The organism is Nocardia sp. NPDC003482 (genome assembly GCF_053588115.1).
The window spans coordinates 1-12,611 of record NZ_JBSFPI010000014.1; the positions used below are offsets into that span (position 1 = coordinate 1).

The following is a 12,611-nucleotide window of genomic DNA, read 5'->3' on the forward strand; positions in this document are numbered from 1 at the left end:
CCGGTGCCGTTGCCCCGGCTGCGGATCCATGCAAAGGGTGCGGCTGGGTTGGGGAAACGTTGGGGGCGTGGGTTATTGGACCGTGATCGTGCCGCGCATGTCCGGGTGCAGCGGGCACAGGTAGCGGTAGGTGCCCGGGACGGTGAAGGTGTAGCTCCATTCGCCGTGGCCGGTGATGGGGCTGTTGATGCCCATGGCCGCGTCGCCGATGCCCTGCACCGCGTGCGGGGATTTGTCGGAGAACTTCCAGGTGACGGTGTCGCCGACCTTCGCGGTGAGGGTGGCGGGGGTGAATTTCATGTCGTCGACGGAGACGGTGAGGGTGGTGGGTTTGGCGGGTGCCGCCGGGGCGTCCGAGGCGGTGGTCGTCACGGTGGTCGAGGACACCGGGGCGGAAGTCTTTGTGTCCGAACCACATCCGGCCATCGTCAATACCGCGGCGACCACCCCGAGTCCGATCCCGATGTGCCTGGCTGTTCCGCGGTGAGCGCCGATCGACATGGTGCTCACCCTAGACGGGGGCGAATAAGGGTTGTGGGGTGCGGTCCGGTGTGCTCGGTCGGGTGGGGTGTTCGCGAATGTCGCCCGCGCTCTCCGCCGCTTCGCCGGACGGTGGAGTGAATGGTGGCCCGACGAGCGAACGGTTGGGAGCGCGGCGGGTGTGACGGCGTTCCGATGAGTGAGGGTGGCCGGAGCGGAGGGGTGGTGTCCCCGGCGCCCCGACGAGCGGGCGCGGCCGGAGCGTGGTGGTGGATCGTGCTCCCGTGACGGGACGCGGTCGGAGCAGGGCGGTATCGACGATGTTCCGGATGAGTGCGCGCGGCCGACGGATGGTGGCGTGGTGGTACCACCGACGAGTGGTGCGGCCGGAGCGTGGTGGGCCCGAAAGGATGGATGAGGCCGGGGCCGCAGGCCGCGTGAGCCCGTAGACCGAGCGCGGCGGAAACGTCCTTCGGATGCACACTTCCACAACCGGTTGCGCCAACGGCACAGCGGTAGTCTGCGAGCACGGGCGGTCTCTTCGAGGAGGCGAGTGATGCGGGTGCGGGGTTACTTCACCGCGGATGAGGTACGGGCCGCGGAGGCGGAGCTGTTCGAGCGGGTTCCGGCGGGGATGCCGATGCGGCGGGCGGCGTATGGGCTGGCGGATGTGGTCGCGGGGGAGCTGCGGGAGCGGACCGGGGGAGTGGCGGGGCGGTCGGTGACGCTGCTCGTGGGGTCGGGGGACAACGGTGGGGACGCGTTGTGGGCCGGGTCGATGTTGCGGCGGCGCGGGGTGGCGGTGTCGGCGGTGTTGTTGTCGCCGGAGCGGGCGCATGCCGAGGGGCTCGCGGCATTGCGGCGCGCCGGGGGACGGGTGCGGGATGATCTGGGTGATCCGGATCTGGTCGTCGATGGGATCGTGGGCATCTCGGGTCACGGACCGTTGCGGCCGCGCGCCGCGGAACTCGTTGCGGCGGTTGCGGTTCCGATCGTGTCGGCCGATCTGCCCAGCGGAGTCGATCCCGACACCGGTGCGGTGGACGGGCCCGCCCTGCGCGCCGATGTGACGGTGGCGTTCGGCGCCTACAAGCCCGTGCACGCCCTGGCCGCCCCGTGGTGTGGCCGTATCGAACTCGTACCCATCGGCCTGCGGCTGCCCGAGCCGAACCTCGCCGCCCTCGAACCGTCCGCCGTCGGCGCCCACTGGCCCGTACCCGGCCCGCACGACGACAAGTACAGCCAGGGCGTCACCGGCGTCTGCGCGGGCAGCGCGGCCTACCCCGGCGCGGCGGTCCTGTGCACCGGCGGTGCGGTGGCCGCCACCTCCGGCATGGTTCGTTACGCGGGAACGGGGGCCGGGGACGTGCTCGCACACTTCCCGGAAGTCATTGCCGCGGAGGATGTTTCGAAGACCGGTCGAGTGCAGTCCTGGGTCTTCGGTCCCGGCGCGGGCACCGACGACACGGCCCGCGACCGCCTCTCCGAAATCCTCGCCACCGATCTCCCGGTCGTCGTCGACGCCGACGGCCTGACCCTCCTGGCGGCCGACCCCACCCTGGTCACCAACCGCCCCGCCCCCACGATCCTCACTCCCCACGCGGGCGAATTCGCCCGCCTCACCGGCCAACCCCCGACCCCCGACCGCGTGGCCTCGGTTCGCCACCTCGCCGAAACCTGGCAGGTGACGGTCCTCCTCAAGGGCCGAGCGACCCTCGTCGCCTCCCCCAACGGCCAGGTCCTGGTCAACGAGGCAGGCGGCTCCTGGTCCGCCACCGCGGGCGCGGGCGACATCCTCTCCGGCATGATCGGCGCCCTCCTCGCCGCGGGCCACACCCCTGCGATCGCCGCCGCCTCCGCCGCCCGAGCCCACTCCCTCGCGGCCAACCTCGCCGCCCACGCCCACCCCGGCCCCGGCGCCCCCATCTCCGCCACCCCCCTCCTCCACCACATCCCCCCAGCCATCCAAACCCTGCGAGCCCAAGCCTTCTAAACCCCCACACCCCCAACGCCCACAAACACAGCCGCACCCTTTGTTCCGATCCGCACCCCTTTCAGAGCCCGGAAAGGGGTGCGGATGCGGATAAAGGGTGCGGCTGGGGTGCCGGGCCTGGGGGTGTCAGCCTTGGGCGGCGAGGGAGAGGGACTCCCATTTGCGCCAGGTCTCCAGGCGGGATTCGTAGTCGGCGGTGGCGATCTTCAGGGGGGCCTCGCCGAGGAAGAGGCGGAGGGGAGGTTCGGGGGTGTCGACGATGGTGAGGATGGCTCGGGCCGAGGCGGTGGGGTCGCCGGGGCGGGCGGCGGCGCGGGTGCGGTTGCGGGCCTCGCGGACTTCGGCGTAGGCGGGGTTCTCGGTGCTGTGGCGGGAGCTGGGGCCGGACCAGTCGGGTGCTGAAGCCGCCGGGTTCGATGAGGGTGACGTGGATGCCGAAGGGCGCGACCTCCTGGGCGAGGCTCTGGGAGAAGCCTTCCAGGGCCCACTTCGAGGCGTGGTACGCGCCGAGGTTGGGGAAGGCGCTGATGCCACCGATGCTCGAGACCTGGAGGATGTGGCCGCTGCCCTGGGCGCGCAGGATCGGCAGGGCGGCCTGGGTGACCCACAGCGCGCCGAAGACATTGGTCTCGAACTGGGCGCGGACCTCGTCCTCGGTCAGTTCCTCGATCATGCCGAAATGGCCGTAACCGGCGTTGTTCACGACGACGTCGAGGCGGCCGAAGTGCTCGGCGGCCTGTCGCACCGCCGCGAAGTCGGCGTCGCGGTCGGTGACGTCGAGCCGCAGGGGGAGGAAGGTGTCGGGGTACTTCGCCGCCACGTCCTCGACGGTGCCGAGGTCACGGGCGGTTCCGGCGACGCGATCCCCGCGCTCGAGGGCGGCCAGCGTCCACTCGCGCCCGAATCCGCGCGACACACCGGTGATGAACCAGACCTTGCTCATGTGTCCCTCTTTCCAGTCGGATGAATCTCCACCGGCCACGCTACTCACCTGGAGTGCACTCCAAGCAAGCGGAAGTGGCAGGATCGGTAATCGTGAGTAGCGCCGACCCGCAGGTGGAGACCGTCGTCGACCTGGACGCCATCGCCCACAACGTGCGCGTCCTGCGCGAGCACGCGGGCGACGCCGCGGTCATGGCGGTCGTGAAGGCCGACGGGTACAACCACGGCGCGGTCCCGGTCGCCCGTGCCGCGCTGGCCGCGGGCGCCGCCGAACTCGGCGTCACCAATATCGGCGAGGCCCTGGCGCTGCGGCGCGCGGGCATCACCGCCCCGATCCTGAGCTGGCTCAACACCCGCGACGCCGATTATGCCGCCGCCATCGCCGAGGACATCGAACTCGGCGTCTCCTCCGCGGCCCAACTGCGGGCGATCGAACAGGCCGCGCGAGCTCTCGGCCGCCCGGCCACGGTCTCGCTCAAACTCGACACCGGCATGAACCGCAACGGTGTCTCACCCACCGAATACCCGGTCGTGCTGGAGCTACTGCGAAACCTGGTGTCCGAGCGCGCCGTTCGCTTCCGCGCCATGTTCTCCCATCTGGCCTGCGCCGACGAACCCGGCCACCCGTCGATCGACCTGCAACGCAACCGATTCCTCGACGCCATCGCCACCGCGAAACACCATCGGCTGCAACCCGAACTGGTCCACCTCGCCAATTCCCCCGCCACCCTCACCCGCCCGGACCTCGCCTTCGACATGGTCCGCCCCGGCATCGCCGTCTACGGCCTCTCACCCGTCCCCGCCGTCTCCGACTTCGGCCTGCGCCCGGCCATGACCTTCCGCGCCAGCATCATCCTGGTGAAACAGGTCGCCGCGGGCGAGGGCGTCTCCTACGGCCACCAGTGGATCGCCCCGCGCGACACCACCGTCGCCCTCGTCCCCGCGGGCTACGCCGACGGGGTGCCGCGAAATCTGGGCGGGCGCATGCGGATTCGCATCGGCGAGCACACCTACCCGAGCATCGGCCGGATCTCCATGGACCAGTTCGTCATCGACCTCGGCGACAATCCGGCCGGAGTCCGCCAGGGCGACACCGCGATCCTCTTCGGCCCCGGCGATCCCCACCCCCAGCACTGGGCCGACATCCTCGGCACCATCAACTACGAGGTCGTCTGTTTCCCTCGCGGCCGGGTCGTGCGACGCTATGTGGGAACGCGGCAAGGGGACAGGGGATGAATACGCGACGCTCACGCAGGTTCCGGACCACCATGCGCCGCGGCGGCATCGCGACCGCCGGGGTGCTCGGCGGCCTGGCGGGCGCGCACGCGCTGCGCCGGATGGGTGCGGCCGTGAGCTGGCCCGCCCGCCGCGACGAACTGCGCGACGAGGACTTCGCCCTGCTCGATCGCGACCCGGCGCGTACCGTCACCGCCGACGACGGAGTGACGCTGGCGGTGCGCGAATGCTCCGGCGAAAAGCCCACGGCCACGGTCGTTTTCGTGCACGGATTCTGTAACACCATGGCGGCGTGGCACTTTCAGCGCCGCGATCTGGAACGACTCTGGGGCGGCAAGGTCCGCCTGCTGTTCTTCGACCAGCGCGGCCACGGCCGATCCAGGACGCCGAGCACCGAGAGCTGCACCGTGCCGCAACTGGGCCGCGACCTGGTCGCGGTGATCGAGGAGTGCGCGCCGCGCGGGCCGATCATGCTGGTCGGACATTCCATGGGCGGCATGGCGGTCCTGGCCGCGGCGGCGCAGTTCCCCAAGCTGTTCGCCGACCGGGTGCGCGCGGTGGCGCTGCTGTCGACCGCGGCGGCGGAGGTCAGCTCCGCGGGAGTGGCTCAGCTGCTGCGCAATCCGGCCATCGACGGCTTCCGCGCGGTCACGCTGGCCTCACCCGCGCTGGCGCAGGTGGGGCGGGTCACCGCGCGTGGTCTGATCACGCCGTTCTTGCACGTCAGCTCGTTCCACGGGGAGGTGAGCCCGACGCTGTCCCGGTTCACCACCGCGATGATCGATCAGACGTCGGTGGCGACGATCGTGAAATTCCTGAAAGCCCTGGAGCTGCACGACGAATCGGCCGCGCTGCCCACATTGGCCCCGCTGCCCGCGCTCGTCCTCGGCGGCGTGCACGATCTGGTCATCCCGTTCCGCAACTCGCTCGCCCTGGCCCGGCAATTGCCTGACGCCGATCTGGTCCGGGTCACCGACGCCGCCCACATGGTGCAGCTGCAATATCCGGATCTGGTGAACGCGGCCCTCGACCGGCTGCTGGTCCGCAGCGGCGCTTTGGGGCGACGCGCCCGGCGGAAGGCCGCGCATGGCTGAACAACGGATCCTGCCCACGGTCACCGACACCGAGGAGCTGGGTCGCGAACTCGCCGCGACACTGCGGCCCGGCGATCTGGTCGTGCTCGACGGACCGCTCGGCGCGGGCAAGACCGCCCTGACCCGGGGAATCGCGGCCGGGCTCGGCGTGCAGGGGCGGGTCAGTTCGCCGACGTTCATCATCGCCCGCCAGCACCGGCCGGGTCCGCAGCCGGGTGCGGTCGCGCTGGTGCACGTGGACGCGTACCGGCTCGGCGGGGATCTCGGCGAACTCGACGCGCTCGATCTGGACACCGAACTCGACGACGCGGTCGTGGTCGTGGAATGGGGGCTGGGCGTGGTGGAGCATCTCACCGATCGGCATCTGCTGGTCCGGCTGCGTCGCGAACCCGACTCCGAGGTGCGCACCGCCACCTGGGAATGGCTCGGCCGCGCCTGAGTTCACCGGTTGCCGTCGGTCGGGTGACCAACCGGTATCGTGAAGCCAATCATGCTTGTACTCGCCGTCGACACCGCGACACCCGCCGTTACGGCCGGACTGGTGAATCTGGAGCACGATGCCCTCGAAACCCTCGCCTCCCGGGTTACCGTGGACGCGAAGGCCCACAACGAGGTGCTCACGCCCCAGATCCTCGCCTGTCTGGAGGCGGCCGGGCGGCCGCGGACCGAACTCGACGCCGTCGTCGTCGGCGTCGGCCCGGGTCCGTTCACCGGGTTGCGGGTCGGGATGGCCACCGCCGCCGCGTTCGGTGACGCGCTCGGCCTGCCCGTGCACGGCGTGTGCAGTCTCGACGCCATCGCCGCCGACGCGTGGCGCGAGATCTCCGATGCGGACGCCGAACTGCTGGTCGTCACCGACGCGCGGCGCCGCGAGGTGTACTGGGCCCGCTACCGTCGCGGCGGCCGGATCGAGGGGCCGGATGTGTGCAAACCCAACGAGCTCGATTCCGGCGACGCCACCGTGATCGCCGGATCCGCCTCGCACGTCGACCTTTTCGACCTGCCCGTGCTGCCCGACGAGACCCCGTCCCCGGCGGGACTGGTCGCGTGCGCGGCCTCGGATCTGCTGGCCGGGGTCGCGCCCGAGGCCCTGGCGCCGTTGTATCTGCGCCGCCCCGACGCGGTGGAACGCAGCTATCAGGCGGTGCGATGAGCGAGCGGACCGGGGTGGGCGTGCGTATCGAACCGATGGGCCCGACCGATGTCGAGCGTTGCGTGGAACTCGAGAAACTGCTGTTCCCCGAGGATGATCCGTGGCCCGCGGTGGCCTTCCACTCGGAATTGGCCGCCCCGCACAATCGTTACGTCGTCGCGCGCGACGAATCCGGCCACCTGCTCGGCTACGCCGGGGTCGCGCTGCTGGGCACCGGGGAGCATCCCGAGGCCGAGGTGCACACGATCGGCGTGGATCCGCTGCGGCACCGCGCGGGCGTCGGCACACTGCTGCTGCGCGCCCTGCTGGCCGCGGCCGAGGAACGCGGCGGCCCGGTGTTCCTGGAGGTCCGCACCGACAACGCCGGGGCCATCGCGCTCTACGAGAAGCACGGTTTCCACATCATCGGCCTGCGGAAGAACTACTACCAGCCCAGCGGCGCCGACGCGTTCACCATGCGCCGCCCGGCGCGCACGGGCCAGCACACCGGGGTGTTGTCATGATCGTGCTGGGTATCGAAAGCTCCTGTGACGAAACGGGAGTCGGCATCGTTCGGCATCGTGCCGACGGGACCTGTGAGTTGCTCGCCGACGAGGTCGCCTCGAGTGTGGCCGAGCACGCGCGGTTCGGGGGTGTGGTGCCGGAGATCGCGTCGCGCGCGCATCTCGAGGCGATCGTTCCGGCCATGCGGCGGGCGTTGGCCGCCGCGGGCGTGGCGCGGCCCGACGCGATCGCGGTGACCATCGGGCCCGGGCTGGCCGGGGCGCTGCTGGTCGGGGTCGCGGCCGCGAAAGCCTATGCGGCGGCGTGGGATCTGCCGCTGTACGCGCTGAACCATCTGGGCGGCCACGTCGCCGTCGACACCCTCGAGCACGGTCCGATGCCGCCGTGCGTGGCGCTGCTGGTCTCCGGCGGGCACACGCATCTGTTGCGGGTCACCGATCTCGCCGAGCCCATCGTGGAGTTGGGCAGCACCGTGGACGACGCGGCGGGGGAGGCGTTCGACAAGGTGGCGCGGCTGCTGGGGCTGGGCTTTCCGGGCGGTCCGGCCCTGGATGCCGCCGCGGCGCACGGGGATCCGCGGGCGATCGCGTTCCCGCGCGGTATGACCGGTCCCCGCGACCCGCGCTACGACTTCTCCTTCTCCGGGCTGAAGACCGCGGTGGCACGCTATGTGGAGGGCATTCACAAGGACGGCGGTGAGCTGCCGATCCCGGATATCGCGGCGTCGTTCCAGGAGGCGGTCGCGGATGTGCTCACCATGAAGGCGGTCCGCGCGGCCCGCGACGTCGGCGTGGACACGCTGGTGCTCGGCGGCGGCGCGACGGCGAACTCCCGTATCCGCTCGATGGCCGAACAACGATGCGCGGCGGCCGGTTTGACCCTGCGGGTGCCCAAGCCCCGGCTGTGCACCGACAACGGCGTCATGATCGCGACCCTGGGCGCCCACGTGATAGCGGGCGGCGCCAAGCCCTCCCCGCTGACCGTGGCCACCGACCCGGGGCTGCCGGTGTCGACCAGCCAGATCCGCTGACGGTTCCCGGCAAGGGGACTCGGACCGTGCCTGTCGAGGCGACCGGGACCGACAGGTCGAATCCCTTGACCGTGCCCGTCAGGGTGCCGGGACGACCACTGGTTCGATGGCGGATCCGGGGTGGTACTGCGGAAGGATCTGCGCCCGTTGGGCATTGGGCCGGGGTGTCGGACCGTCCTGGAGGGCGGTGCCGAGCATCGGGCCCAGGAGCCGGGGGAGATCCGGCAGCGGGATCTGCGGGAGATTCGGGTCGGGGCGCAGGGGTGGGGCGATCGTGGTCGGTGGGCGGCCGGTGCCGCCGGGCGTCGTGGCCGGCGTCGTACCGGATTCGGCCGGGCGGCCGCTCGGGCTCGGCGTCGGGCTCGGGCCGGGTGTCGTGGTCGACGTCGGCGCGCTGGAGGTCGGGGACGGCACCGCCGACGGGGTGAGCTGACCGGTGTCGGTGGTACCGGCCGGGGTGACGTCGTGGTTGGCGGCGGGCACCAGTTCCTTGACGCCGTAGCCGACGACCAGGCCCACCACCACGACCGCGCCCGCCAGCGTGCCGACGAGTTTGGTGAAGGTGCCGGTGGACCCCTCGTTGCCCAGCCCGATCGCGGGCAGGGCCGAGGGCTGGGCCGAATCCGCGATCAGCGCAGCGCCTTTCGCGATCACCGCCTCCGGCTCGGACACGCTGTACACGCGCGGCTCCAGCAACTTGTCCAGGCGAGCGACCACGGCCGGGATGTTCGCGCCGCCGCCGATGACCGCGACCGCCTGCGGCTCCTTGGGCGCGCGGGTGAACACCGCCGACGCGAACAGGGCGGCCTCGTGCAGCAGATCGGCGATCAGCTCCTCGAAGTCGGCGCGGGTCAGCTTGAGCGGTTGTCCCGCAACGTGATCGATGGTGACCGCGGGCGCGATGGACAGATGCTCCTTGGCGACGCGGCTGCGGTTGATCAGCGTGTTGCGGTTGGGCCGGGTGCCGCGCCGGGCGAAGTGACAGTCGAGCAGGTGGTGGTAGATCAGCTCGTCGACGGCGTCGCCGCTGATCGCCGGGGTGCGCTCGCAGCGCAGCACGGTGTCGTCGACGAGATCGGCCACGGTGACGCTCATCCCGGACGCGCCGAGGTCGATCACGGCCACCGTGTCGTAGCGGTCGAGCAGGCCGGTGTGCCGCAGATAGGTAAGCGCCGCAGTCGATTCCGGGATCAGCTGCACATCGCGGCGCTGCCTGCCGATGGCCGCGCGGATGGCGACCGCCTGCTCACGGTCGCGGTAGGCCACCGCGATCGCGGCGGGGCCACCGGTCGCGGCATCGGTGCGGGACAACGGAATTCCGCTGTGGGTCGCCACCGGGTACAGGAATTCGCGGGGCATCTGGGTGGTCATCAACTCGATCGACGACACCACGAGCTCACCGAGATCCGAATGCGCCATGTCCGCCGTGACGACTCGATAATCGAAACTCTGGGTGCCATTGGGCGACGTGCCGACCAGGGCCGAGCACACCACCTCGTTCCCGGCGGAGATGCCGAGGGATGTTCGCATGTTCACCTCCCTTCGAGCGGATGGTCACGGTGTCGCCGACCATCCCGAACGGACAGCACGAACCTCCGCGTTGTCGGCGGAAGGCCCGAGCAGCGGATCCGGAGCTCACTAGCGGTCTTGCTCTCGTCTCAGGCATGCGCGAGGGGTGTCGCGCGTGGGGTGAAGCAGTTGTCAAGTGCTCGGCGGGCGGCGTGACGAGGCGCGGGGGCGCGACATCACAGGAGCCGCGTCCATAGTGTCACAATCCGTTATCCGAACGTTACAGTTTTTCGAGATCAATTGCTACGTACCGAAGGCGTGTCGCGTTTGCGCCATTGCCTTTTCGCGCACCCGCGCCGAACTGGTCGGATGCACATCCCGCTACCGTTGAGCGGTCCCCGATCTCCAGCACTACCCGCCCTTGAGCGCTGGCACTCTCCTGTATAGAGTGCTAGGTGGCACTGGTTGTGCTCAGATGCCAGCTTGACTACTGAGCAGGGGTCCCGGCACCCGCGACGACGGGGCTATGCCCAGGGTCAACACCATGACCGAACCGTGAGTCCGGGGAACGGCCCCGGACGACCGAATCCCCTGAAAGTGGAGGGCTCAACGTGGCGAGCGTGAACATCAAGCCGCTCGAGGACAAGATCCTCGTCCAGGCCAACGAGGCCGAGACGACGACCGCCTCCGGCCTGGTCATTCCCGACACGGCGAAGGAGAAGCCCCAGGAGGGCACCGTCATCGCCGTCGGTCCGGGCCGGTGGGACGACGAGGGCGAGAAGCGCATTCCGCTGGATGTGAAGGAAGGCGACACCGTCATCTACAGCAAGTACGGCGGCACCGAGATCAAGTACAACGGCGAGGAGTACCTGATCCTGTCCGCGCGCGACCTGCTGGCCGTCGTCGACAAGTGATCGCGCCGTAACCCGGCCCTGCCCCGGTGTCCCCACGTGGGGCATCGGGGCAGTTCGCGTCAACCCCCACAAAGGAATCCACACATGGCAAAGCAGATCGAGTTCGACGAGAAGGCTCGTCGGGCGATGGAGCGCGGCGTCGACAAGCTCGCCGACGCCGTCAAGGTCACGCTCGGCCCGCGCGGCCGACATGTCGTGCTGGCCAAGGCCTTCGGCGGCCCGACGGTCACCAACGACGGCGTCACCATCGCGCGTGACATCGACCTCGAGGATCCGTTCGAGAACCTGGGCGCGCAGCTGGTCAAGAGCGTCGCCACCAAGACCAACGACGTCGCCGGCGACGGCACCACCACCGCGACCGTGCTGGCGCAGGCGCTGATCAAGGGCGGCCTGAAGAACATCGCCGCGGGCGCCAACCCGATCGCCCTCGGCCAGGGCATGAGCAAGGCCGCCGACGCGGTCTCCCAGGCGCTGCTGGCCGCCGCGAAGCCGGTCTCCGGCGAGCAGGCCATCGCGCAGGTCGCCACGGTCTCCTCGCGCGACCCCGAGATCGGCGAGATGGTCGGCAAGGCGCTGACCGTCGTCGGCAAGGACGGCGTGGTGACGGTGGAGGAATCCTCCACGCTGCACACCGAACTCGCCGTCACCGAGGGCGTGCAGTTCGACAAGGGTTACCTCTCGGCGTATTTCGTCACCGACCCGGACAAGCAGGAGGCCGTCCTCGAGGACACCTACGTCCTGCTGCACCGGGAGAAGATCTCCTCGCTGCCGGACTTCCTGCCGCTGCTGGAGAAGATCGCCGAGTCCGGTAAGCCGGTCCTGATCATCGCCGAGGACATCGAGGGCGAGGCGCTGTCCACGTTGGTGGTCAACGCGATTCGCAAGACCATCAAGGTGATCGCGGTCAAGGCGCCGTTCTTCGGCGACCGCCGCAAGGCGTTCCTGCAGGACCTCGCCGTCGTCACCGGCGGCACGGTGATCGAGCCGGATCTGGGCATCACCCTGCGCGAGGCCACCCTCGACCAGCTGGGCCGGGCCCGGCGCGTGGTGGTCGGCAAGGACGACACCACGATCGTCGAGGGCGCGGGCACCCAGGAGGCCATCGACGCGCGCATCGCCCAGCTGCGGGCCGAGATCGAGGCCACCGACTCCGACTGGGACCGCGAGAAGCTCGAGGAGCGGCTGGCCAAGCTGTCCGGCGGCGTCGCGGTCATCAAGGTCGGCGCGGCCACCGAGACCGCGCTCAAGGAGCGCAAGTACCGCGTCGAGGACGCGGTCAGCGCGGCCAAGGCCGCGGTCGAGGAGGGCATCGTGCCCGGCGGCGGCACCGCGCTCGTGCAGGCGGCGGCCAAGCTGACCGAGCTGGCGCAGTCGCTCAGCGGCGATCAGGCCGTCGGCGTGGACGTGGTGCGGCGGGCCCTGCAGGCGCCGCTGTACTGGATCGCCAGCAACGCCGGCGTCGACGGCGCCGTCGTGGTGAGCAAGGTCGGCGAGGGCAAGGACGGCTTCAACGCCGCCACCCTGACCTACGGCGATCTGATCACCGATGGCGTGGTGGACCCGGTCAAGGTCACCCGGTCGGCGGTCCTCAACGCCGTCTCCGTGGCGCGGATGGTGCTCACCACCGAGAGCGCGGTGGTCGACAAGCCCGCCGAGGAGGACGAGCACGACCACCATCACGGTCACGCGCACTGAGCCGACCACGACGACACGGGCCGTTCGCATCCGGGATGCGAACGGCCCGTGGTGTTCTCGG

The 12,611-nt window shown here is 70.5% G+C and carries 11 protein-coding genes and 1 pseudogene; 9 read left to right on the forward strand and 3 right to left on the reverse strand.

Going from position 1 to position 12,611, the window contains the following annotated elements:
- Nucleotides 1-72: 72 nt before the first annotated feature.
- Nucleotides 73-501 (reverse strand): cupredoxin domain-containing protein, encoded by a 429-nt coding sequence (locus tag ACWDSJ_RS22110; protein ID WP_387362667.1) that lies wholly within the window; start codon nt 499-501, stop codon nt 73-75.
- A gap of 541 nt (nt 502-1,042) precedes the next feature.
- Here ACWDSJ_RS22110 and ACWDSJ_RS22115 point away from each other — a divergent pair.
- Nucleotides 1,043-2,473, forward strand: coding sequence for an NAD(P)H-hydrate dehydratase (locus ACWDSJ_RS22115; protein WP_450034189.1), 1,431 nt, complete (start codon nt 1,043-1,045; stop codon nt 2,471-2,473).
- 126 nt (nt 2,474-2,599) lie between these two features.
- On the opposite strand, the pseudogene ACWDSJ_RS22120 reads toward ACWDSJ_RS22115, so the two are convergent.
- A pseudogene (locus ACWDSJ_RS22120) lies at nt 2,600-3,416 on the reverse strand (SDR family oxidoreductase).
- Between the two features lie 20 nt (nt 3,417-3,436).
- On the opposite strand from ACWDSJ_RS22120, the gene alr reads away from it, so the two are divergent.
- Genes alr through tsaD form a run of 6 tightly spaced genes read left to right on the forward strand, consistent with a single transcriptional unit; the run spans nt 3,437 to nt 8,432 of the window.
- Nucleotides 3,437-4,651 carry an alanine racemase gene (gene alr, locus ACWDSJ_RS22125; RefSeq protein WP_387362663.1) on the forward strand — a complete coding sequence of 405 codons (1,215 nt, stop codon included), beginning with the start codon at nt 3,437-3,439 and terminating at the stop codon, nt 4,649-4,651.
- On the forward strand, nt 4,648-5,745 hold the full coding sequence (locus tag ACWDSJ_RS22130) for an alpha/beta fold hydrolase (RefSeq protein ID WP_450033959.1): 1,098 nt from the start codon (nt 4,648-4,650) through the stop codon (nt 5,743-5,745). Before alr ends, ACWDSJ_RS22130 begins: the two co-directional genes overlap by 4 nt.
- Complete coding sequence (gene tsaE, locus ACWDSJ_RS22135; protein WP_387362659.1) at nt 5,738-6,184, forward strand: tRNA (adenosine(37)-N6)-threonylcarbamoyltransferase complex ATPase subunit type 1 TsaE; 447 nt, start codon at nt 5,738-5,740, stop codon at nt 6,182-6,184. Before ACWDSJ_RS22130 ends, tsaE begins: the two co-directional genes overlap by 8 nt.
- Before the next feature lie 51 nt (nt 6,185-6,235).
- Entirely contained in the window at nt 6,236-6,898 is a 663-nt protein-coding gene (gene tsaB, locus ACWDSJ_RS22140; protein WP_450033961.1) for a tRNA (adenosine(37)-N6)-threonylcarbamoyltransferase complex dimerization subunit type 1 TsaB, read from the forward strand.
- Nucleotides 6,895-7,401, forward strand: coding sequence for a ribosomal protein S18-alanine N-acetyltransferase (gene rimI / locus ACWDSJ_RS22145; RefSeq protein ID WP_450033963.1), 507 nt, complete (start codon nt 6,895-6,897; stop codon nt 7,399-7,401). The genes tsaB and rimI overlap by 4 nt, the downstream gene beginning before the upstream one ends.
- Nucleotides 7,398-8,432: a tRNA (adenosine(37)-N6)-threonylcarbamoyltransferase complex transferase subunit TsaD gene (gene tsaD / locus ACWDSJ_RS22150; protein WP_450033965.1), complete on the forward strand. Its 1,035-nt coding sequence runs from the start codon at nt 7,398-7,400 to the stop codon at nt 8,430-8,432. The genes rimI and tsaD overlap by 4 nt, the downstream gene beginning before the upstream one ends.
- 78 nt (nt 8,433-8,510) lie before the next feature.
- On the opposite strand, the gene ACWDSJ_RS22155 is transcribed toward tsaD, so the two are convergent.
- Nucleotides 8,511-9,962 carry an Hsp70 family protein gene (locus ACWDSJ_RS22155; RefSeq protein WP_387362651.1) on the reverse strand — a complete coding sequence of 484 codons (1,452 nt, stop codon included), beginning with the start codon at nt 9,960-9,962 and terminating at the stop codon, nt 8,511-8,513.
- Between the two features lie 590 nt (nt 9,963-10,552).
- Between ACWDSJ_RS22155 and groES the strand changes: the two genes are divergently transcribed.
- Nucleotides 10,553-10,855: a co-chaperone GroES gene (gene groES / locus ACWDSJ_RS22160; RefSeq protein ID WP_195107235.1), complete on the forward strand. Its 303-nt coding sequence runs from the start codon at nt 10,553-10,555 to the stop codon at nt 10,853-10,855.
- Nucleotides 10,856-10,939: 84 nt separating this feature from the next.
- The gene (groL, locus tag ACWDSJ_RS22165) at nt 10,940-12,550 is read left to right on the forward strand and encodes a chaperonin GroEL (RefSeq protein WP_387362649.1); all 1,611 of its coding nucleotides are present in this window, start codon (nt 10,940-10,942) and stop codon (nt 12,548-12,550) included.
- Nucleotides 12,551-12,611: the final 61 nt, after the last annotated feature.